Origin of the sequence: Rhizobium sp. PDO1-076, from assembly GCF_000247475.1 — a bacterium.
GTDB lineage: Bacteria > Pseudomonadota > Alphaproteobacteria > Rhizobiales > Rhizobiaceae > Allorhizobium.
The window spans coordinates 30,206-51,226 of record NZ_AHZC01000122.1 but is presented as its reverse complement, the minus strand read 5'-3'; the positions used below and the strand labels follow the sequence as shown (position 1 = coordinate 51,226).

At 60.0% G+C, this 21,021-nt stretch carries 18 protein-coding genes; 6 read left to right on the top strand and 12 right to left on the bottom strand.

The features are described from left to right. The 3 genes from PDO_RS09340 to PDO_RS09330 all read right to left on the bottom strand — a co-directional run. Nucleotides 1-720: carbohydrate ABC transporter permease (locus PDO_RS09340; RefSeq protein WP_007600791.1), on the bottom strand; the 720-nt coding region annotated here is incomplete at its 3' end. After that, nucleotides 713-1,648 (bottom strand): carbohydrate ABC transporter permease, encoded by a 936-nt coding sequence (locus tag PDO_RS09335; protein WP_007600790.1) that lies wholly within the window; start codon nt 1,646-1,648, stop codon nt 713-715. The genes PDO_RS09340 and PDO_RS09335, both read right to left, overlap by 8 nt. 72 nt (nt 1,649-1,720) lie before the next feature. Beyond that, nucleotides 1,721-3,025 carry an ABC transporter substrate-binding protein gene (locus PDO_RS09330; RefSeq protein WP_007600788.1) on the bottom strand — a complete coding sequence of 435 codons (1,305 nt, stop codon included), beginning with the start codon at nt 3,023-3,025 and terminating at the stop codon, nt 1,721-1,723. A 182-nt stretch (nt 3,026-3,207) separates the two neighbouring features. On the opposite strand from PDO_RS09330, the gene PDO_RS09320 reads away from it, so the two are divergent. From PDO_RS09320 to PDO_RS09310, 3 genes are read left to right on the top strand one after another with little or no spacing between them, the layout of a single operon-like run. Then, nucleotides 3,208-4,428: an ROK family transcriptional regulator gene (locus PDO_RS09320; protein ID WP_007600786.1), complete on the top strand. Its 1,221-nt coding sequence runs from the start codon at nt 3,208-3,210 to the stop codon at nt 4,426-4,428. Nucleotides 4,429-4,457: 29 nt separating this feature from the next. Further along, nucleotides 4,458-5,558 carry a Gfo/Idh/MocA family protein gene (locus tag PDO_RS09315; RefSeq protein WP_007600784.1) on the top strand — a complete coding sequence of 367 codons (1,101 nt, stop codon included), beginning with the start codon at nt 4,458-4,460 and terminating at the stop codon, nt 5,556-5,558. A 17-nt stretch (nt 5,559-5,575) separates the two neighbouring features. Further along, nucleotides 5,576-6,217 carry a ThuA domain-containing protein gene (locus tag PDO_RS09310; RefSeq protein ID WP_007600782.1) on the top strand — a complete coding sequence of 214 codons (642 nt, stop codon included), beginning with the start codon at nt 5,576-5,578 and terminating at the stop codon, nt 6,215-6,217. 223 nt (nt 6,218-6,440) lie between these two features. Here PDO_RS09310 and PDO_RS09305 read toward each other — a convergent pair whose 3' ends face one another. The 8 genes from PDO_RS09305 to PDO_RS09270 all read right to left on the bottom strand — a co-directional run bounded on the left by PDO_RS09305 (nt 6,441) and on the right by PDO_RS09270 (nt 15,295). Continuing rightward, nucleotides 6,441-7,316: a DMT family transporter gene (locus PDO_RS09305; protein ID WP_007600775.1), complete on the bottom strand. Its 876-nt coding sequence runs from the start codon at nt 7,314-7,316 to the stop codon at nt 6,441-6,443. Nucleotides 7,317-7,395: 79 nt separating this feature from the next. Further along, nucleotides 7,396-8,598: a mandelate racemase/muconate lactonizing enzyme family protein gene (locus PDO_RS09300; RefSeq protein WP_007600774.1), complete on the bottom strand. Its 1,203-nt coding sequence runs from the start codon at nt 8,596-8,598 to the stop codon at nt 7,396-7,398. Nucleotides 8,599-8,847: 249 nt separating this feature from the next. Continuing rightward, the gene (locus tag PDO_RS09295; protein ID WP_007600773.1) at nt 8,848-9,852 is read right to left on the bottom strand and encodes a TRAP transporter substrate-binding protein; all 1,005 of its coding nucleotides are present in this window, start codon (nt 9,850-9,852) and stop codon (nt 8,848-8,850) included. Nucleotides 9,853-9,899: 47 nt separating this feature from the next. Further along, on the bottom strand, nt 9,900-11,177 hold the full coding sequence (locus tag PDO_RS09290) for a TRAP transporter large permease (protein WP_007600771.1): 1,278 nt from the start codon (nt 11,175-11,177) through the stop codon (nt 9,900-9,902). Beyond that, nucleotides 11,177-11,710, bottom strand: coding sequence for a TRAP transporter small permease (locus PDO_RS09285; RefSeq protein WP_007600769.1), 534 nt, complete (start codon nt 11,708-11,710; stop codon nt 11,177-11,179). Before PDO_RS09285 ends, PDO_RS09290 begins: the two co-directional genes overlap by 1 nt. Before the next feature lie 8 nt (nt 11,711-11,718). Further along, complete coding sequence (locus tag PDO_RS09280; RefSeq protein WP_007600767.1) at nt 11,719-12,897, bottom strand: fumarylacetoacetate hydrolase family protein; 1,179 nt, start codon at nt 12,895-12,897, stop codon at nt 11,719-11,721. 187 nt (nt 12,898-13,084) lie between these two features. Next, nucleotides 13,085-13,801, bottom strand: coding sequence for a FadR/GntR family transcriptional regulator (locus tag PDO_RS09275; protein WP_007600765.1), 717 nt, complete (start codon nt 13,799-13,801; stop codon nt 13,085-13,087). A 33-nt stretch (nt 13,802-13,834) separates the two neighbouring features. Then, on the bottom strand, nt 13,835-15,295 hold the full coding sequence (locus PDO_RS09270) for an FAD-binding oxidoreductase (protein WP_458574645.1): 1,461 nt from the start codon (nt 15,293-15,295) through the stop codon (nt 13,835-13,837). A 191-nt stretch (nt 15,296-15,486) separates the two neighbouring features. Between PDO_RS09270 and denD the strand changes: the two genes are divergently transcribed. The 3 genes from denD to PDO_RS09255 are packed head-to-tail and all read left to right on the top strand — an operon-like array spanning nt 15,487 to nt 19,167. Continuing rightward, a complete protein-coding gene (denD, locus tag PDO_RS09265; protein WP_007600760.1) occupies nt 15,487-16,470 on the top strand; it encodes a D-erythronate dehydrogenase in 984 nt (327 codons plus the stop codon). Next, nucleotides 16,467-17,390: an NAD(P)-dependent oxidoreductase gene (locus tag PDO_RS09260; RefSeq protein ID WP_007600758.1), complete on the top strand. Its 924-nt coding sequence runs from the start codon at nt 16,467-16,469 to the stop codon at nt 17,388-17,390. Before denD ends, PDO_RS09260 begins: the two co-directional genes overlap by 4 nt. Continuing rightward, nucleotides 17,383-19,167, top strand: coding sequence for an IlvD/Edd family dehydratase (locus PDO_RS09255; protein ID WP_007600756.1), 1,785 nt, complete (start codon nt 17,383-17,385; stop codon nt 19,165-19,167). The genes PDO_RS09260 and PDO_RS09255 overlap by 8 nt, the downstream gene beginning before the upstream one ends. Before the next feature lie 96 nt (nt 19,168-19,263). Here the strand turns inward: PDO_RS09255 and PDO_RS09250 are convergent, their stop codons facing one another. Then, a complete protein-coding gene (locus PDO_RS09250; protein WP_007600755.1) occupies nt 19,264-20,781 on the bottom strand; it encodes an FAD-dependent oxidoreductase in 1,518 nt (505 codons plus the stop codon). Nucleotides 20,782-21,021 lie beyond the last annotated feature (240 nt).

Here is a 21,021-nt window from a genome sequence, read left to right as displayed (position 1 = left end):
GCCGCGATAGACCATGATGCCGAGAGGCCACGGATATTTGCTTTCGGTGTTCAGCATGATCAGCGGCAGGATGTAGCTGTTCCAGCTGTTCACGAAGGTGACGATGCTCACCGTCGCAATGATGGGCCGCGACAAAGGCAGAGACACATACCAGAAGAAGCGGATGTAACCGCAGCCATCGACAAATGCGGCCTGAAACAACTCATCCGGCAGGTTGCGAAAGTAGTTGCGGAACAGAAGGATGCTCATGCCCAGCCCGAAGGCGACCTGGGGCAGGATGACCCCCCAATAGGAGTCCAGCAGGCCAAGGTCTCGGATCCGGATGAACAGCGGCAGGATGGCGGTTGCCACCGGGAACATAAGGCCGATCAGGAAATAGTTCATCAAGTGGCCGGCTCCGAAGAACCTCACATGGGCGAAGGTGAAGGCGGCCATGGCAGAAATGACCACGGTCAGGAATACGGTCATGGTGGCGATGAACAACGAATTCATCATCTGGCGCCAATAGCGCTCACCGAACAGGATGTCGGTGTAGTTGGACCATATCCAGTCGGTCGGCAGTCCGAAGGGACTGGTGCGCAGGTCGCCAAGCGATTTGAATCCCCCGAGCGCCGTCGTCACCAGCGGGATAAGGACAAGGGCCGCGACAATCGAGAGCGAAACATAGAGATAGAGCCTGGTCGCGGCCGTTACTCTGACATCGGATTTCATATCAGTCATGGCGCATAAATATCCGTTTATAGCCGAACGCCAGGGTGACGCAGATGACAAACAGCACCACGCCGACGGCGCTGCCGAGACCCACCTGCATTCGGGTGACACCATAGGTGAAAAGGAATGTGACCATGGTCTGCGTCGCATTGGACGGGCCACCGCCGGTTAGCGGCATGATCAGATCGAAAAGCTGCAGAGATCCGATGATGGCGAAGAAGACAGACAGCCTGACTGTCGACGATAGAAGCGGCAGGGTCACATAGCGGAACTTCTGCCAGCCGGTAGCACCGTCGATTTCCGCGGCTTCCAGGACGCTTTTATCGATGGCCTGCAGGCCGGCGATGTAGAGCATCATGTGAAACCCGAAATATTTCCAGATGATCATGACAAGCACCGCGTAGATCGCCAGGTCGCGATCCGCCAGCACATAGGGCGTCTCGACGCCGAGGAATCCGGCAATCGCCGCAAGCAGGCCATAGTCGCCGTCATAGACAAAGCGCCAGATCAGGCCAGCCGCGACATCGGCCAGGACATAAGGCAGGAAAAACACCAGCCGAAAAGCGACCACGCCCGGCAGCTTGTGCGCGAGCATCATTGCAAGCCAGATGGCGAGTGGAATCTGGGCCAGCAGCGACACCACGATGATCAGCCCGTTGTTGATCAGGGCCTGCGAGAAAGCGGCATTGTTGAACAGGACGGTGAAGTTGCGCAGGCCGACAAATTCGGTCGGGGTGCCATAGCCGTTCCAGCGATATAGGCTGTACCAGGCCGCCTCGCCCATCGGCAAAATGACGAAAAGCGTGAACAGAAGCAGCGCCGGCGGCAGGAAAAGCACCAGGACGGGCAACCGCCCACGGGCTGTGGGGCTTTTGTATTTGGCCTTGCTGACCGGGGCGACCGGTGAAGCGCCTGCCAAGGCGGTGGTTGTTGTCATGCTGATTCCTCCCTGCACGTCGGCCGCTTGAATGTCGCCGGCCAATCTGGTCGGCGACATCGCGTCAAAGCTTTAGTCCAGCTCGCGTGCGTCCTGGATCATCTGCGCACCCTCCTCGGGCGACATCTGTCCAGCCAGGATTTCCACCGAGACGTCATTCACGACGCGTCCCACCGAGGGTCCCAGATCCTGGTCAAAGAAGTTCTGGTGCCATGTCGAGGCGGCCAATTGGTCCGCCGCTTCACGCATCAGCGGGTTCTTCAAAGCGTCCTCGGCACCCAATGCAGCCGGGATGATCATGCCGGCTGCAGCCATCTTGCGCTCCTGTTCCGGGCTGGTCAGGAAGCGGAGGAAGTCGACAGCCTCAGGCGAGGCATTCTTGGTCACGGCCCAACCGTTCAGCCCGCCCAGCGTATCGGTTACCTTGCCGGCCCCACCCTCGACGAGCGGGAATGGAAAACGTCCGATGTTTTCGATCGCGAGACCCTTGCCATCGCCCGCATTGTTGCGCTGGTTTGGTTCCGTGTGCTCGAAGCCCAGCAGCATGGCCGCCTTGCCATCGCCAAACACGCCAAGTGTCTGTGGCCAGGTCGATCCGAGATAACCACCCTGGAAGGGCTCCAGCTTGCCGAGTTCGGCCAGCTGTTCTCCGGCCTTGATGATCGTCGGATCGAGGAAGCCGTCGCCCTCGTTGTTCTTTGCCCTGTCGAAGACCTCCTGGCCGCCATTGCGCATGACCAGATAGCTCCAGTAGAAATGCAGTGGCCACTTGTCGCCACCGCCACCGGCGATCGGGGTAATGCCGGCGTCCTTCAGCGTCTTTACGGCCTGCAGGAAATCGTCCCAGGTCTTGATGTCTTCAGCCTTGACGCCGGCTTTCTCGAACAGTTCTTTGTTGTAGAAAAAGCTGATCGTGCCCATGCGATACGGAACCGCATGGATCTTGTCGTTGAATGTCAGGCCGTTCAAAGCCGCCGGCTTGTAGTCCTTCGCCCAGGCCCCGCCGTCGGCATTCATCGCTTCCGTCAGATCCTTGAGTGCGCCGGTTTCAGACTGCTGGCGCAAGACGCCGCCGCCCCAGCTGTAGAAGAAGTCCGGCGCCGCATCGGATTGCAGAAGCGTCGGCAGCTTCGCCTTGAACGCTTCATTTTCAAGGAACTGCAGCTGGACGTCTACGTCCGGATGCTCGCCTTCATAGGCCGCGGCAATCTCCTCCCAGACCTGGATATAGGCCGGGACTGTCTCGACATGCATCCACTTCACGACCGTCTGAGCCGATGCAAATCCTACTCCGCCCAGAAGGGCGACAGCTGTTGCAGCTGCCAGACCAACGAGACGTTTGGCGCCAACGGGCGCCTCACTAAAAAGATGCGTCATCCGGTTCTCCTCCCAAGGTGCGCATTTATTCCTCAACGCGTACAAAATCAGGCCAAGGACATCGCAATGTCAACTGACAAACTGCAAATTTTTACGAAATCTATTGACAAGGGGCGCCACCTAGCGGCTATTTTTGTCCCGATACCGAATATAATCATCAAGATGCGAGCGCTCACCCAGCAATGAAAACAGCCGATCCGGAATTGATGCGCGCCATCAATCGCTTTACCGTGCTGGATACGATCCGGCGCTTTGGCCCGATATCACGGGTGGAGATCAGCGAACGCTCACAGCTGTCGACCACCACGGTCTCGGCCATCACCGGCTCGCTTCTCGACGACGGACTGATTCTCACACGGCACGAAGGCGATATCCGCAATGTCGCTTCGAGAGGCAGGCCCCGGGTGATGCTGGAGCTGAACCCGGATGCCGCCCGCGTGGTCGGCGCCAAGATTGCCGCCAACCAGATGATTTTTGCTGTGACCAATTTCTGCGGCGAGGTGATTTCCCATCTGTCGCTGCCCGTCAGGATCACCCGGCAGCCGATCAGCGTGATCGCGGATCTGATCGAGGACGGTATCCGCCGGTGTGTCGTCGATGCCGGACTAGCACTGGAGGATGTCGACACCGTTTGCGTCGGCTTCCCGGGGGTCGTCGAACACCGCACGGGGCTGGTGCGCTCGAGCCCGATCCTGAGCGAAGCCGATGTCGATTTCTCCACCGAGATGACCAAGCGGCTGAACGTGACAACGATCGTCGAGAGCGATTCCCACGCCATCACGCTTGCCCATCACTGGTTCGGCAAGGGACGCGATCTCGACGATCTGGTGCTGGTGTCTCTTGAGCAGACACTTGGCCTTGGCGTTCTGCATGGCGGACAACTTTTTCGCGGCGCGGGCGGTCTCAGCCACAATCTCGGCGACCTGGTCATGGGCAGCGGGCTGGCTGAAAGCGTTCGTCTAGCATCGGTTGCCGGCGAGGCAGCGATCCTTGGAGAGCAGGCGCCTTACGGAAGGTTCGCCGATGCCGTGCGGCTTGGACGCGGCATGACGCTTGCCCAGACGCTGATCGCGGCGGAGGACAATACGCTGATCCTCGCCGCCACACGCGCCGGCGAAGCGATCGGCATTGCCGTTGCCAACATCGTCACGCTGTTTGGTCCGCCACGCGTCATCATCGTCGGCTCAAGCCTGTCGCTCGGCCCTTTGTTTATCAAGGCCTTGTCTGATTCCTACAGGGCCGCCATTCCCTCCTCCATCAAGGAAATCGCCGAACTGGTCTTCGACGGATCGGAGGAACAGATGTGGGCCCAAGGTGCAGCCGTCGTGGCGCTTTGCGAACTTTACGAATCCCCTTGGGGGACCACGGGCCCGGCGCCAGCGCCGCAATCGGCAAAAGCCTGATTTTATAAGAAACAACCTTGGGAGGTATTATGGAAAAGGTGGGTATTGGTGTCATTGGCTGCGGAAACATTTCCTCTGCCTATCTGAAGGCGATGACCTCCTTCCCGATCCTGGATGTGAGGGGCATTGCCGATCTCAATCGTGATCTTGCCAACCAGCGCGCGGCAGAATTCAACCTGACGGCGCGATCGGTCGACGAACTGCTTTCAGACCCGGCGATCGAGATCATCGTCAACCTCACCATTCCGAAGGCGCATGTCGCGGTTGCGATGCAGGTCCTGGATGCCGGCAAGCATACCTATTCGGAAAAGCCGCTGGGCATCAATTTCACCGAGGGCCAAGCGCTGGCTGCCGCGGCCAAGGCAAAAGGGCTGCGCATCGGCGCGGCACCGGACACATTCCTCGGCGGCTCGCACCAGACGGCACGCGCGCTGGTTGATTCTGGCGCACTCGGCATTCCTGTCGGGGGAACCGCGACGTTCATGTGTCCCGGCCATGAACGCTGGCACCCGAACCCGGACTTCTACTATGAGACTGGTGGCGGCCCAATGCTCGACATGGGTCCGTATTACATCACCGACCTCGTCAATCTGCTCGGGCCGGTTTCGCAGGTTGCCGGCTTTGCCATCGCACCGCGCAAGGAGCGCCTGATCACCAGCGAACCACGCAAGGGCGAACATATTCCGGTTCATGTTGCGACCCATGTGGCCGGCGTGATGGCGTTTGAATCCGGTGCGATCATCCAGATCGGCATGAGCTTCGATGTGGCCGGTCACAAGCATGTTCCGCTGGAGCTTTACGGCACGGAAGGTACGCTAATCGTGCCGGATCCGAACCACTTCGGTGGTCAGGTCGAACTCTTGAAGAAGGGCGGTACGTTCGAGCCGCAGGAAACCACGCAACCCTATGCCGATGGCAACTACCGCTCCATCGGCGTGGCAGACATGGCCCATGCCATTCGCTCGAACCGGCCGCACCGCGCCAATGGTGACCTCGCCCTGCATGTGCTGGAAGTGATGGAAGCATTTCAGCGGGCGGCTGATAGCGGCACGACGATCAAGATCAACACCAAGACCGAGCGTCCGGCCCCCCTGTCGGATTCGCTGAACGACGGCCAATTGGCCCGCTGATACTGGAGGAGTGAAACATGCGTGAAGCCCTGATCGTCTGGGGTGGCTGGAGCGGCCACGAACCGGAACAATGCGCCGAAATCATCCGCGACATGCTGCAGGAGGATGGTTTCAAGGTCTATGTCGAGCGCAGCACGGAAGCGTTCGCCGACCCTTCGATCCACGATCTGTCACTGATCGTGCCGATCATGACGATGTCGAAGATCGAGAAGGAGGAGGCGAAAAACCTGGCCACTGCTATTGAAAATGGCGTGGGTTTCGCCGGCTATCATGGAGGTGCCGGTGATGCGTTCCGGGAATGCGTCGAATACCAGTTCATCGTCGGGGGACAATGGGTCGCCCATCCGGGTAACATCATCGACTACACGGTCAACATAACGCGACCGGACGACCCCCTGATGCAAGGCATGACGGATTTTCCCTACCGGTCAGAGCAATATTACATGCATGTCGACCCATCTAACGAGGTTCTCGCGACAACCACCTTCACCGGCGATCACGCCTGGTGGATCGACGGTGTCGTCATGCCGGTGGTCTGGAAACGCAACTACGGCAAAGGCCGGGTATTTTATTCGGCGCTCGGGCATGTGGCTGCGGAATTCCAGGTTCCGCAGATGCGCGAGATCTTTCGCCGTGGGGCCGATTGGGCAGCACGTTGATGATGCTGGCCTGAGGCCAGCACCGGCATATCAATGACGGCCTCCCCAACGTTCTAAACCGATCGAAATACGATCGCCGAAGCTTGGGGAGAACGTTGATCGCTCGGCGCGTCGGATGCGAACGACGGCGGAACGGGCACCTTGCTACCCTCTCGTTCTCTTTTAAAGCCGCGTTCGCCTGCCGCTGGCTCCCGGTGCTTTAACCGCACACGAGAGGCAGGGATCACTCCGCAACAACTGGCGAAACTGCATTGCGCGCCTTCAGCTGTCGTTCGCGAAAGAAGATGAAGAGGCCAGACGCCACGATCAGCCCAGCGCCGACAAGCATGCCCAGACGGGGCACGTCGCCGAAGAACATCCAGCCAAACACCACAGCCCACAGAAGCAGCGTGTACTGCAGAGGTGCCACCGTTGCCGCGTCCGAAATCTTCAGGGCGCGATTGACCAGCATATGGGCGGCCATCGCGACGATGCCCAGTAAGCCCAGCAAGGTCAGGTCGACACCCGACGAGATTGGTGCCCAGTCGAAAGGCGCAAAAGCGAGCCCGGCAAGTCCTGCACCTGCGACCTGGAAGAAGACCAGGCTCTTGTCCGGCGTATTGCGCAGGCTACGGCCCGACAGGAGCATGAAGGCGAAGGCGCCGCTGCCGACAATCGATATCAGGGCCGGCAGCGTGAACATTGCCGACGACGGTTCCAGCGTGATGATGACGCCGATGAAGCCGGCGGCGATCGCGCACCAACGTCGCCATCCGACGTTTTCGCCAAGCAACAAGGGTGATGCCGCCGCCACATAGATCGGTGCCGCAAGCCAGTAGGTCATCACGTCCGCCAACGGCAGATACATCACCGCGTAGTAGAAGCAGAACACTTCCAACGTCGATAATACGACACGGGTAAACTGCATCCACGGCTTCTCAACCGAAAGCACGGACCGCAAGCCCGCCTTCCACAGGAAGGGCGCCAGAATGACGAGTGCCGCCAGGCTGCGGACCAGGATGACCTGTCCAAGCCCATAATTTGCCACCAGCCATTTGCCCATCGCGTCATTGAGCGCAAACATCAGCATGCCGAGCAGCATGATCAGCGGCCCAGTCATCGCTGAAACTCCAGCTCCGGCCGCACGGGTTTCTATTGTTGTCACGCAAATCCTCCCAAATTCTCTTTTTATTCACGCACTACAGGCTGGTCACATCCGACATGCGGCGGCTGACAGTAAAGGCCCGATCCAGTTCAGGGTTCAGTTCCATGCCAAGACCCGGGCCTGGCGGCACGGTGATCATGCCGTTTTTCACTTCCGGCAACGCCGTGACCAGATCGCGATACCATGTGCGGTAGAACGCCCGGACACTTTCCTGGACCAACGCGTTGGGTGCATTGAGCGACAGGTGGGTCGAGGCACAAAGCACCACCGGACCAGTGCAGTCATGTGGCGCGACCGGCAGATGCCAGGCCTCCGCCATCGAAGCAATCTTTCGCGCCTCCGACAGGCCGCCGCACCAGGAAATGTCGAGCATCATCACGCCGGCAGCCCCGGTTTCCAGAAGATCGCGGAACGCCCAGCGCGAACCGAGGGTTTCGGACGCCGAAATCGGCGCCGGCGAAACGGCTGCGTAGCGTGCAAGACTGGCCAAGCTGTCCATCTTGATCGGGTCTTCATGCCAGAACGTGTTATAGGGCGTCAGTGCCTTGGCGATCTGCATGGCCGGCAACAGCTGCCACATCGAGTGAAACTCGACCATGATATCCATCTTGTCGCCGACAGCCGCGCGGATCTTTTCAAATGGCTGAAGCGCCTGTTTCAGATCCGGCATCGAGATATACTGGCCGCGGGTCTTTTCAGCGGCCGCATCAAACGGCCAGATCTTCATCGCGGTGATGCCCTCCTCAAGCAACGAATGGGCCAACTCATCGGCATTGTGCAGGAAGCCGTTCAGATCGTCATAGTCGCGACCTTCCGATAGTCCGTAATTGGCAGTTGTCTGCCCTGTCGCCTTTTTGATGTATTCGGTGCCGGCGCATGTATTGTAGGTGCGGATCTCGCGACGGGTGAAGCCGCCCAGCAGTTGGGCAATCGGCATACCCGTCGCCTTGCCGAAAATGTCCCAGAGCGCGATGTCGAAGGCAGAATTGCCGCGTACCTCGGCACCGGACGAGCGAAAACCGAGATAACCAACCAGGTCGGCTGCGAGCAGATCGATCTGCAACGGATCACGACCGATGACCCGTGGTGCGATATATTCATGCACATAGGCTTCGACCGTTTCGGCACCGAAAAAGGTTTCGCCGAGACCGGTAATGCCCTCATCGGTATGCACAAGCAGCCATAGGAGATTGGCGCGTTCGGCAACGCGCACCGTTTCAAGGCTGGTTATCTTCATGGGATTCCTCCTCCGCGATCAAGAGGGCCTGCAGTCAGCACGGCCTTTGTGCCTTGATCAATATTCTTGTCATCGCGGCGCTCGCTGAGAAATTGCCGCCGCCATTTGCAGATACGGTGCATCGGTCGGTCACGCACCATTCATCGCCCGGCGATCACTGCGTGCCACCCGGAAATGAACTACTATAAAAAGGGGACCGAAGCTCATGGCTTCGGTCCCCGCTCTTCTCAGTCAAATGCGGTCAGACGATTACTTGCGGATCGCGGCAAGCTCGGCAATGATCGCATCGACCACGTCGGCGCCGATTTCAGCCTTGTGCTTTTCGTAGACAACCATCGACTTTTCGCGAATACGTGCCTGCTCTTCCGGCGACAGGACGTTCACTTCGAGACCGGCTGCCTTGATCTTTTCGAGCGAGGTCTTGTTCAGTTCCTGGATGACCTTGCGCTCTTCATCGCGACCCACAACGGCACATTCGCGAAGAGCAGCCTGCTCTTCAGGCGTGTAGGTGTCGAAGATTGCCTTGGAGAACAGAAGCAGGAACGGCGTATAGGCGTGGTTGGTCTCGGTGATGTACTTCTGGACTTCATAGAACTTCGACGTGTCGATCGTCACATAGGGATTTTCCTGTGCGTCGATCGCATTGGTTTCCAACGCCGAGAAGACCTCGCCGAATGCCATTGGCGTGGCGTTCGCACCAAGGTTCTGGAAGGTGTCGAGGAAGATGTTGTTCTGCATGACGCGAACCTTCATCCCCGAGAAGTCTTCCCACTTGGTGACCGGTCGAACGGAGTTCGACAGGTTGCGGAAACCGTTCTCCCAGTAGGCCAGATTGACCAGGCCGGCAGCTTCGAGCTTCTCGTTCATCATGTCGCCGAACTTGCCGTCAAGCACGGTATAGGCTTCCTGCGGCGTGCCGAAGAGGAACGGCAGGTCGAAGACGCCAAGTGCCGGGATGATGCCGACGAGCGGCGAAGACGAGGTGACAACGCCTTCCTGAACGCCCGAACGCAGCGCCTGGGTTGCCTGAAGGTCGCCGCCGAGTGCGCCGCCCCAGAATGCAGTGATCTTCAGCTTGCCGCCTGACTTTTCGTCCAGGCAAGCCTGCATCGCCTTGATGCCGTTGCCGACCGGATGGTCGGCATTGATGCCGTTCGAAATGCGGATGTTGCGGTCGTTGAACTCGGCAAATGCCGGAGCAGCAGCGGACAGGCCGAATGCGATCGCGGTGGTGGCTAGAAGCAGTTTTCTCATAATATCCTCCCAGGATGGTTGAGTGAGATTGGTGTTGCCGAAGGCTGCTAATGCAGCCAGCGGGCAGGCACGAGGACAAGGTCCGGGAATAGGACCAAGAGGAACAGCACGATTGTCTGCGCCAGAAGGAACGGCCAGACGCCTGCGGTGACCTTGCCGAGCGGGATGCGACCGACGCCGCTGACGACGTTGAGCACCACGCCAACGGGCGGCGTAATCAGGCCGATACAGTTGTTCATGATGAACATGACGCCGAAATAGACGGGGTCGATGCCCGCCTGCTTGATGATCGGCATCAGGACAGGCGTCAGGATCAGGATGGTCGGTGTCAAGTCGAGTGCTGTGCCGACAACCAGCACGAGGATCATGATGACAAACATCAAAAGCATCGGGCGGTCGATCAACGGCTCAATATAGCCAGCGATTTCAGCCGGGATGTTTGCGGCGGTGATCAGCCATGCAGAAACCAGCGCGGCGCAGACCAGAAACATGATCACCGAGGTCGTCTTGGCGGCCTGCAGGATGACTCGTGGCAGGTCTCTCGGCTTCAGTTCCCGGTAGATGACCATGCCGACAAACATCGCATAGGCGGCCGCGATCACGGCGGCTTCGGTCGGAGTCATGATACCCGCCTTGATGCCGCCGAGGATGATCACCGGCATGCCGAGTGCCCAAAGCGCACGGCCGGTCGCGGTCATGCGTTCCGACATCGGAGCCTTTGGCAGCGGTTGGACATTGTCCTTGCGCACGACGATCAGCCAGGCGACGACAAGCGAAAGGCCCATCATGATGCCAGGCACGATGCCGGCCATGAACAACTGGGTGATGGAGACGTTCGCGGCTACACCGAAGACGATGAAGGCCATCGACGGCGGAATAACCGGAGCAATGATACCGCCGGCTGCAATCAGGCCCCCGGCGCGCGGAACATTATAGCCGGCCTTTGCCATCATCGGCAGCAGAATGGCGGCAAGCGCTGCGGTATCAGCCGCAGCCGAGCCGGAAATGCTGGCCATGATGATGGCTGCCATGATTGCGACGATGCCGAGACCGCCACGGATATGGCCGACACAGGCGATCGCGAAGTCGATGATACGGCGCGACAATCCGCCGGAGTTCATCAGTTCGCCGGCGAGAATGAAGAAGGGGATCGCCAGTAGCGTGAAGGTGTCGGCGCCAGCGATCATGTTCTGCGCGATGATCTGCGTGTTGAACATGCCCATGAACCACATGAGAATGACGCCGCAGAACATGAGAGCGAAGGCGACCGGCACGCCGATCGCCATGGCGCCAAGCAGCGACCCGATAAAAACCAGAAGTGTCATCAGGTACGCTCCGCCAGCTGTTCGATTGTCAGGTTTTCGCCGGCAAAGGCGGAGATTTCCTCATCCGTGACACGCCCAGTCAACAGGCGGATCAGGCGTTCCAGCGCAATGATCGTCATGCCAGCGCCCGTGAAGAGGCCGACGCCATAGACCCAGATCATCGACATGCCGGTGACCGGCGCCGACATGCTGGCATTGATTGGAAACTGCTTCCATGTTCCCCAGAAGAAGATACCCGAACAGACGATGACCACCAGGTTTGAAAGGCCCATGCAGATGATGCGGCCGCGGCGCGACAGGAACATCACCAACGTCTCGATGCCAAGGTGACCATGCTCACGGAATGCCACCACGGCACCGATGAAGGTCAGCCAGACGAAGAAGTAGCGGGACAGTTCCTCGGAGACGTTGATGCCGGAATTGAAGCCGTAACGCATGATCACGTTGACGAAGACCATGATCGCCATGCCCGACAGCAAGAGGATCAGCAGAAGCTCAAGGAAGCGGTAGAAGAGGTCAATTGCCTTTTGCATGGTGTTCCTCACGCCTTTTCCAGAAGACCACGACCGGCCAGATTGCGAATGAGTGCGCTGACGCCAAATGTCCATTCCGGGCAGACATCGCTGCGCTCTACCCAGTTGACCAGACGCCCGAGCTTGCCTGTCGAAATTTCGACCTTGTCGCCAACCTCATGGGTGAAGCCGAGGCCCACGCCACGCCGGTCCTTGACTGGAGCAAACATCGTACCGAGAAAAAGCACCGCGCCATCCGGATACTGATGATTGCGGTTCATCAATTGCGATGCAAGGTTTTCCGGCGAACGGCTGATGGCTTCCATCGGGCTCTCGCCGGTCATTTCAAAGCCGTCGTCACCGGACACCCGCAACGCAACCCGGACACGGCGCAGATCGTCCATCGTGAAGGCGTCATCAAAGAGCCGGATGAACGGGCCGATCGAACAGGATGCATTGTTGTCCTTGGCCTTGCCGAGCAGCAGGGCTGAACGCCCCTCCACATCACGTAGGTTCACGTCATTGCCGAGCGTGGCGCCGACGATCGTTCCGTCGGAACGTAAGGCCAGAACAACTTCAGGCTCGGGGTTGTTCCATTGCGAAATCGGATGAATGCCGACAAGCGCGCCGCAGCCCACGGACGACATCGGCTGGGACTTGGTAAAGATCTCGGCGTCCGGGCCAATACCGACTTCCAGATATTGCGACCACAGGCCCATGTCCTGCAGCAGAGCCTTGACCTTGGCCGCCTGTTCGGAGCCGGCGACAAGTCCGCGCAGACTGTCACCGAGAACGGGGGCAAGCTTGCCACGGATCGCCTGGGCCCTGAGCGGATCGCCCTTGGCCTGCTCTTCGATGACGCGCTCCAGCATGCTGTCGGCAAAGGTCACGCCGGCAGCTTTCACCGCCTGCAGGTCGATCGGCGCCAGGACCATGCCTTTTTCGCCGGACAGGAAGTCATCGAGGCTGCCAAGGTCAGCCAGGCCGGACGCCCGGGAAGCATTGCGCAGGAGATCAGCGAGGTCGTCTTTTTCCAGGAGCGCCGACATGGTTGCGGCAATCGTCGTCAGATCCAGAAGGCGACCGCCGGAGACCATGACCGGGCACGGACCAGCGCTGGCCTTCGACCAGACGCGACCGACCAGAAGCGCATCGGCGGCATCATCGGGCAAGATGGTCTCTGCACGCAGTACACGTTCGGAATTCAAATGCAGTCCTCCACACTATCCAGCACAAGCGCGCCCTCCAGCGCCACTTGCCCTATTGTCAGGATGTCTGACAACGCTCCTCATGCGTTTTTAAAGCGACTTGCCCGGCCTGTCCAGACCCTAAGGCGCAAAGCCCGCCAAAAACCTGTATGCTGCACATATCGACCGGTCGGCCCGTCCGTAGGGCTCAGAAAATTTCCAGCGTCAGGTCGAGTCGGCCGGCGGCCCCCATCAGGTGATCGTGCATTGCTGCGCGCGCTTTCGCGGGATCGCGCGTGACCACGGCATCGCGGATGGCCACATGCTCGGCGATCGTGGTCTCGACGATTTCTTCGAGAACGGCGGCAGCGCGAGCTGCATTGATCGCAAGACTAATGCGCTCGGCGATGAAACCGATGAACAACGGAAAATACTCGTTGTGGGTAGCAGCGGCCAGCGTCCGGTGAAAAATCAGGTCGGCAACGATGCCTTGGTCCGTCCATTTGTCGGCACCGGTCATCTGCGCCAGCGAGTCGTCCAATTTCTTCAGATCGGCGTCATCGTGATGGACGGCAGCAAGACCCGCCGCCTCGATTTCCAACGGGATGCGCAGTTGGAACAGGCTGCGAAAGCTGTCGCGATGATGCAGATCGGTTTGCTCGATACGGATGGAACCACGCCCCATGCCTTCGGTGACGAATGCACCTACACCCTGACGCGTATCGACAAGGCCCTCGTTGCGCAACTGGGCGATTGCCTCGCGAACAACGGAGCGGCTGACGCCGAATGTCTTGGCCAGGATATGCTCGGTCGGCAGCTTTTCTCCGGGCTTGATCCGCCCTTCGGCAATCTCCTTGCCGATATGGCCGGCGATGCGCGCCGGAAGATGTTCGATCCGTCTGATCTGGCTGAAATCCGCCGTCATGTTGGTGTCCGTCCCTGATGATGCCAGACTATTCTACGATATGCCGGGGAAATTCAATTGGCAGCCCGGGTTCATCACCATCGACGGATCGATGGCTTGCTTCAGGGCGGACAGCAATGCGCGGCGCGAGGGATCCAGGCGCGCTTCGAAATCGTCACGCTTCAGGCGACCGATACCGTGCTCGGCGCTGATGCTGCCATGGTATTCGTCAAGAACCCGGTTCACCACCGTCTTCGCCTCGTAGATCCTGGCGGCGATCTCATCCGGCGAACTGCCGGAGGGTGGCAGGACATTCAGGTGCACATTGCCATCGCCGACATGGCCATAGGACACGCTGATGCAATCGGGAAGCGCTTCTGAGACCGCCTGCTCCGCATCGCGAACGAAATCGGCAAGACGCGAAAGCGGCACGGAGATATCGGTGCGCATATGCGGCCCGCGCTTGGCCTGCCCCTCGTTCATGCCCTCGCGAAACAGCCAAAGATTGCGCGCCTGCGCCTGCGATGCGGCAATCACCCCATCGACCACGAGGCCGTCTTCCATGACGCCACCGAGGAAGCGCTCCATCAGGTCGGCGATATCGACGAGGCCAGAGCCCGAAATCTCCATCAGCACGTAGGCCGGATAGTCACCGGCAATCGGCATGGCCAGATCCGGGATCGCTTCCCGCGCCAGAACAAAGGCAAGCGGCGGCATGAACTCGAAGGCCGACATCAGGTCGCAGCAATCGCGGCGGGCGCGTCGGTAAAGCGTGATGGCGTCGTCGAGCGAATTCAGCCCGAGCAGGGCCGTTGCCACCTGGTCGGGGAAAGGCATCAACTTGATCGAAACGGCGGTGATGATGCCAAGCGTGCCTTCGGCGCCGATGAAGATCTGCTTCAGGTCGACGCCACGATTGTCCTTGCGCAGGGTCGACAAGCCGTTGAAGATACTGCCGTCCGGCAGGACGACCTCCAGACCAAGCACCAGTTCGCGGGTCATGCCATAGCGCAGCACATTGATGCCGCCGGCATTGGTCGAGACATTTCCGCCGATCCGGCAAGACCCCTGTGCGCCGAGCGCCAGCGGGAAATACATGTCCTTTTCGGCGACTGCGTCCTTGACCTCCGACAATATGCAGCCCGCCTCGACAACTGCCGAAAAATCATCCGCATCGATGTTGCGGATCGCGTTCATGCGCTCGAGGCTGAGAACCACCTGGCTTGCTGGCTGATCGGGCACGCCACCCAGCACCAGACCGGTATTTCCACCCTGAGGGACAATCGACAGCTTGAGCTCCCGGCAGATCAGAACGGCAGCAGCAACCTCTGCGGTCGAGCGCGGGCGCAACACGGCGATCGCGCCGCTGGCGACATCGCCGTGCCAGTCCCGGCAAAAACGCACCATCTCGTCCGGCTGCGTCAGCACCACGTCGCTGGTGAGTGCTGCACTGAGGGATGCCTGCAATTGCGCGGATGAGCTCATGGCCTCGGCCTTCATTGTCTTGCCTTCCATCGGACTGCCCCATGGAAACCTTCGCTCCGCAGCACTTCCGGGCCGGGCGTGTATTTCGCAGGCAATCAAACTATTCTGTTTTCAAGCGAAGCATATAAGGTTATCAGACAACCTTACAATCAAAATTTTATCTGTCTTTCGTCGAGTCGTCTCGACGAGATCTCAGAATTGAAACAGGGAGGAGAGACCTGATGCATATCCTGATCATCGGTGCCGCCGGCATGGTCGGCCGCAAACTTGCCGCCAGACTGACTGCGGATGGACAACTCGGCGGCAAGCCGATCACCGAAATGACATTGGTCGATGTCGTGACCCCTCAGGGGCCTGAAGGCTTTGCTGGAAAGGTCAATGCCAAAGAGGCTGACCTTTCCTCGCCTGGCGAAGCCGAAGCACTCGTGGCTACCCGGCCCGATGCAATTTTCCACTTGGCCGCGATTGTATCCGGCGAGGCCGAACTCGATTTCGAGAAGGGTTACCGGATCAATCTCGACGGCACGCGCTATCTGTTCGACGCCATCCGCCTGGCCAATGGCGCAGACGGCTACAAGCCGCGCGTCGTCTTCACCTCGTCAATCGCGGTCGTCGGCGCACCCCTGCCCTATCCGATCCCTGACGACTACCACACCACCCCGCTGACCAGCTACGGCACCCAGAAGGCGATCTGTGAACTGCTGCTGTCCGACTACAGCCGCCGCGGCCTCTTCGACGGCATCGCCATCCGCCTGCCGACGATCTGCATTCGACCCGGCACGCCGAACAAGGCAGCCTCTGGCTTCTTCTCCAATATTCTCCGCGAGCCGCTGGTCGGCAAGCAAGCAATTCTGCCGGTGTCCGACGACGTTCGCCATTGGCACACGTCTCCACGTTCCGCCGTTGGCTTCCTCATCCATGGGGCGACCATCGATCTGGAAAAGGTCGGCCCGCGTCGGGCTCTTTCCATGCCGGGGCTTAGCGCGACGGTTGGCGAACAGATCGAAGCGCTGCGCCGCGTCGCGGGTGACAAGGCAGTTGCACTGATCCGCCGCGAGCCGGATGAGATGATCATCAAGATGGTCGCCGGCTGGGCTCCGGGCTTTGAGGCGACGCGCGCAAAAGCACTTGGCTTTACTGCCGAAACCTCCTTTGATGAGATCATCCGCGTGCATATCGAGGATGAACTGGGAGGAAAGCTGTGAGCGAAACTGATCGGGGCGAAGACCATCCGCGCCGGATTGCCTTTCTCGGAACCGGGCTGATGGGCGCACCGATGGCGCGACGGCTGCTGGCCGCCGGCCATCAGGTCACGGTCTGGAATCGTGATCACTCCAAGGCGGATGCCCTCGTCTCCGACGGCGCTATCGTCGCTGCGACGGCTGCTGACGCGGTCAAAGGTTGCGACATCGTTTTCACCATGCTGAGCGACGGCAAAGCCGTCGATCAGGTCTTGTTTGATGGCGGCGTCGCCGGTGCCCTTGCTGAAGGCGCCGTTGTCGTCGACAGCAGTTCCATCTCGCCGCCGATTGCCAAGGATCACGCAGCGCGCCTGAAGGCGCTCGGCATCGCGCATGTCGATGCGCCCGTCTCGGGCGGCGTAGTCGGCGCAGAGGCGGGAACGCTCGCCATCATGGCCGGCGGTGACGCCGATGTGATCGAGGGGCTTGCGGACGTGTTTGCCGCGCTCGGCCGGGTAACCCATGTCGGACCCTCCGGCGCGGGCCAGATCTGCAAGCTCGCCAACCAGCAGATCGTCGCCATTACCATTGGCGCTGTTGCCGAAGCGATGATCCTTGTCGAAGCCGGCGGGGCAAGCCGCGAAAAATTCCGCGATGCCATTCGCGGAGGATTTGCCGAAAGCCGGATCCTGGAACTGCATGGATCGCGCATGGTCAAACGTAATTTCACCCCCGGTGGACCGTCGAAGCTGCAGTTGAAGGACCTGGACGCGGTCAAGGCCATGGCCGATCGGTTTTCACTGGAACTTCCACTAACCGAACAGGTGCGCCGCGAATTCGCCGATTTCGTCACGGGTGGCGGCGGCGACACGGACCACAGCGGCTTGTTGCTGCATCTGGAAGCGATGAATGCCGCCAAAGGCGGGGAGGAAAACAATGGCTGAGGACAACAAGACGTCACGCCGCCTGCGCTCGCAGGACTGGTTCGACAACCCCGATCATCTCGACATGACCGCGCTCTATCTCGAGCGCTTCATGAACTACGGCACAACCCCGGAAGAACTGCGCTCCGGCAAGCCGATCATCGGCATCGCCCAGTCGGGCAGCGACATCAATCCGTGCAATCGTCACCATATCGAGCTTGCCAAGCGCATCCGCGACGGCATTCGTGACGCCGGCGGCATTCCGATCGAGTTTCCGACCCATCCGCTGTTTGAAAACTGCAAGCGACCGACAGCCGCGCTCGACCGCAACCTTGCCTATCTCGGTCTGGTCGAGATCCTCTACGGTTATCCGCTCGATGGTGTCGTTCTGACCACCGGCTGCGACAAGACTACGCCCTCGGCTCTGATGGCTGCCTCGACCGTCGATATTCCGGCGATCGTCTTTTCCGGCGGCCCGATGCTCGACGGCTGGCATGACGGAGACCTGGTCGGATCCGGCACCGTCATCTGGCGGTCGCGGCGCAAATATGCGGCCGGCGAGATCACCCGCGAGGAATTCCTCCAGTCGGCGCTCGATTCGGCACCTTCGATCGGCCATTGCAACACGATGGGTACGGCTTCGACGATGAATGCCATGGCCGAAGCGCTTGGCATGTCGCTGACCGGCTGCGCAGCCATTCCGGCTGCCTATCGCGAACGCGGCCAGATGGCCTATCGCACCGGACGTCGTGCGGTCGAACTGGTGCAGCAGGACATCAAGCCGTCGGATATTCTGACGCGCGAGGCGTTCCTCAATGCAATCCGGGTCAATTCTGCGATCGGCGGCTCAACCAATGCGCAGCCGCATCTGGCCGCCATGGCCAAGCATGCCGGCGTCGATCTGTATCCGGACGACTGGCAGACCCACGGCTTCGATATTCCGCTGCTCGCCAATGTGCAGCCGGCGGGTGCCTATCTCGGCGAGCGTTTCCACCGGGCTGGCGGTGTTCCGGCGATCATGTGGGAGCTCCTGCAGGTCGGTAAACTTGAAGGCAACTGTCCGACGGTGACCGGCAAGACCATGGCGGAAAACCTGGAGGAGCGGCAATCCACCGATCGCGAGGTCATCCTGCCTTTCGATGCGCCGCTGAAAGAGCGCGCCGGGTTCCTGGTGCTAAAGGGCAATTTGTTCGATTTCGCCATCATGAAGATGAGCGTCATCTCGGCCGGCTTCCGCGAAAGGTACCTCAGTGAACCGGGCAAGGAAGGCGTTTTCGACGGCAAGGCCGTGGTCTTCGATGGCTCCGAAGATTATCACAAGCGCATCAACGATCCGGACCTGAACATCGACGAGCGCACGATCCTGGTCATCCGTGGTGCCGGACCGCTCGGCTGGCCGGGCTCTGCCGAGGTGGTCAACATGCAGCCGCCGGATCACCTGATCAAGAAGGGTATCCTCAGCCTGCCGACGATCGGCGACGGTCGCCAGTCCGGCACGGCCGATAGCCCGTCGATCCTCAACGCCTCGCCCGAAAGTGCCGCCGGCGGTGGTCTTGCCTATATCCGCAGCGGCGACATCATCCGCATCGATTTCAACCAGGGGCGCTGCGATATGCTCGTCGAACAGGATGAGATCGATCGCCGCAAGGCAGATGGCCTTCCTGCCGTTCCAGCCGACGCCACGCCCTGGCAGATGCTCTACCGGCGCACCGTTACACAGCTCTCAGATGGTGCCGTCATCGAAGGCGCCCCTGCGTTCCGCAAGCTTGCTGAAAAGCTGCCGCGCCACAACCACTAAACTTCGAAACATCCTGTACAGCAAGGGCAATGACCGCATTGCCCTTGCTGTACCGCTTTGCCGGATTCGGGCAGTTCCATTTTGGTTGCGCGGCAGTCACGGATTCTCCGTCAGGACGATGCCTCGTGAGGCGAAGTATCCCTCCAATGCCTCTATCGACTGGCTACTGTCAGCAAGAGCGACCCAGGTGTCCGGCCGGAGCAGATAAAGCGCATCGCGCGCCAGACCAAGCTTTTCGTGCGCGTCCGTCCATGCAAAGGCATGCAGCGAAAGGCCATGGTCGGTGGCCCATTTCCGCAGCGCGACCGATGGCTCTCCGTAGACATGAACCTGAAATCCGATTTCGGCCAGCGGAGCATAGTTATCCGCTTCACGCACCCACGGTAGACGGTCCCCGCCTTCGATACTCCCGGCCTTCCCCTGGCTCAGTGGGCTCTGGTCGTAACTCAGCGTGGTCTGGGAGATCATCCGGAAGATCATCTCGCGGATACTACCAATCCTGTAGGCGGCGCTCGCCAGCGTCGGTGCGATACGAGTTCTGACAAAGTCTGCAAAACCGCCTTGCGCGGTGACGAAGGTAAAGATCCGGTCCGTCGTATCGACCAGTTTGAGCGCAAAGCTGCGTCGCTCGGCGTCATAGCTGTCGAGCAGACTGTCTGGCGCCCTGCCATTCAGGACCGCAGCCAGCTTCCAGGCAAGGTTGATCGCGTCCAGTACGCCGGTGTTCATGCCCTGCCCACCTGCGGGGCTGTGGACATGCGCAGCGTCGCCAAGCAGAAAAATGCGGCCGTGCCGGAACCGGTCGGTGACGCGGTGGTGAACGCGATAGGTTGAAAACCAGTCGACCTGTCTGATGGTAAGACACATGCTCTCGATCGCCCGATGGCCGACATCTTCGAAGGTGAGAGATTCCGGATGTTCGGTCCGCTCGTCGCGCACGGTGCCAATTAACCGGTATCGGCCACCGCCGTAAGGAAGCACCACGACGAAGTCGTCCGTGTCCAGCGAAATGTGAGCCTGATTTTCTCCGTCCACGGCACCGAGCGCGACGTCGGCGACATAGAAGACCTGTTTGTAGGTGCCGCCCTCGAACTGGTTGCCGACGGCATGACGGACGGGAGACCGCGCGCCGTCGCACCCGGCGACATAGCGGGCTCCATAGATACGTTCCATGCCGTCCTTCGTTCTGACGCGGACCTCGACCTGCTCCACCTTGTCTTCGAGCCCGAGCATCTCGGTTTGGCGCTCGACCTCGACGCCGAGGGACCGGAGATGGTCGACGAGCAGCCGTTCGTGGTGATCCTGCGGATACATCAGGATGTACGGAAAGGGCGTCACGTCTGCCCCGGCGTCGCCGATGACGATTTGCGCCTTTTTCTCGCCCCGCGCCCACAGGTTCATGCTCAGCGTTTTCAGTCCGGCGTCAGAAACCTTGTCGGCAATGCCCAGCTGTCGGTAGAGTTCCAGTGTGCGGGCCTGCACGGCAATGGCGCGTGAGGTCTCGCCAGGACCTGTGCTCTTGTCGATGATGCGGACTCGGATGCCTTGCTTCGTCAGCCAGAGCGCCAAAACCAAGCCGGTCGGCCCCGCCCCCACGATGAGTACGTCATCCATGACTATGATCCCTTCTTCACAATCGCATCGGAGCAGCACTTCAGGAAATGACCCTTGTGTCATTGATGTCAAGGTCGCCTCGATCTCGCCCCTCAGGCGGTAAAACCGCGCGTGAGACTGTGGCGGCGAGCAGCCCCCTCACAGTCGGCGGATGGTTCCGTGCTGAAGTTAAGTTGCCGAAGATCGACCAACCAATCGAAAGAAGACGGTTCGCGCAAAAGTTTGAGTTGACCGCTTTCT

Bases quoted from the DNA above. Each gene is read 5' to 3' on its own strand.
- PDO_RS09310 (WP_007600782.1), top strand. From the start codon at position 5,576: ATGCGTGAAGCCCTGATCGTCTGGGGTGGCTGGAGCGGCCACGAACCG.
- PDO_RS09255 (WP_007600756.1), top strand. From the start codon at position 17,383: ATGGCTGAGGACAACAAGACGTCACGCCGCCTGCGCTCGCAGGACTGG.
- PDO_RS09315 (WP_007600784.1), top strand. From the start codon at position 4,458: ATGGAAAAGGTGGGTATTGGTGTCATTGGCTGCGGAAACATTTCCTCT.
- PDO_RS09275 (WP_007600765.1), bottom strand. From the start codon at position 13,801: ATGACGGCGGATTTCAGCCAGATCAGACGGATCGAACATCTTCCGGCG.
- PDO_RS09320 (WP_007600786.1), top strand. From the start codon at position 3,208: ATGAAAACAGCCGATCCGGAATTGATGCGCGCCATCAATCGCTTTACC.
- PDO_RS09290 (WP_007600771.1), bottom strand. From the start codon at position 11,177: ATGACACTTCTGGTTTTTATCGGGTCGCTGCTTGGCGCCATGGCGATC.
- PDO_RS09330 (WP_007600788.1), bottom strand. From the start codon at position 3,025: ATGACGCATCTTTTTAGTGAGGCGCCCGTTGGCGCCAAACGTCTCGTT.
- denD (WP_007600760.1), top strand. From the start codon at position 15,487: ATGCATATCCTGATCATCGGTGCCGCCGGCATGGTCGGCCGCAAACTT.
- PDO_RS09270 (WP_458574645.1), bottom strand. From the start codon at position 15,295: ATGGAAGGCAAGACAATGAAGGCCGAGGCCATGAGCTCATCCGCGCAA.
- PDO_RS09295 (WP_007600773.1), bottom strand. From the start codon at position 9,852: ATGAGAAAACTGCTTCTAGCCACCACCGCGATCGCATTCGGCCTGTCC.
- PDO_RS09250 (WP_007600755.1), bottom strand. From the start codon at position 20,781: ATGGATGACGTACTCATCGTGGGGGCGGGGCCGACCGGCTTGGTTTTG.
- PDO_RS09335 (WP_007600790.1), bottom strand. From the start codon at position 1,648: ATGACAACAACCACCGCCTTGGCAGGCGCTTCACCGGTCGCCCCGGTC.
- PDO_RS09285 (WP_007600769.1), bottom strand. From the start codon at position 11,710: ATGCAAAAGGCAATTGACCTCTTCTACCGCTTCCTTGAGCTTCTGCTG.
- PDO_RS09300 (WP_007600774.1), bottom strand. From the start codon at position 8,598: ATGAAGATAACCAGCCTTGAAACGGTGCGCGTTGCCGAACGCGCCAAT.
- PDO_RS09305 (WP_007600775.1), bottom strand. From the start codon at position 7,316: ATGACTGGGCCGCTGATCATGCTGCTCGGCATGCTGATGTTTGCGCTC.